The 336-nt window shown below is 60.1% G+C and carries 1 rRNA gene; it reads right to left on the reverse strand.

Annotation, left to right across the window (positions count from 1 at the left end):
* Window positions 1-336: ribosomal RNA gene (locus ACUXVH_RS31705) — 23S ribosomal RNA — on the reverse strand; the annotation flags it as partial.

The raw sequence follows: 336 nt of genomic DNA on the forward strand, positions 1-336 counted from the left end.
CTTGGGGAAGATCAGCCTGTTATCCCCGGAACAACTGGCACACCAGAGGTTCGTCCGTCCCGGTCCTCTCGTACTAGGGACAGCCCCTCTCAAGTCTCCTGCGCGCGCAGCGGATAGGGACCGAACTGTCTCACGACGTTCTAAACCCAGCTCGCGTGCCGCTTTAATGGGCGAACAGCCCAACCCTTGGGACCTACTCCAGCCCCAGGATGCGACGAGCCGACATCGAGGTGCCAAACCATCCCGTCGATATGGACTCTTGGGGAAGATCAGCCTGTTATCCCCGGAGTACCTTTTATCCGTTGAGCGACGCCGCTTCCACATGCCAGCGCCGGA

It is taken from the genome of Pseudomonas sp. 8(2025), assembly GCF_052665325.1.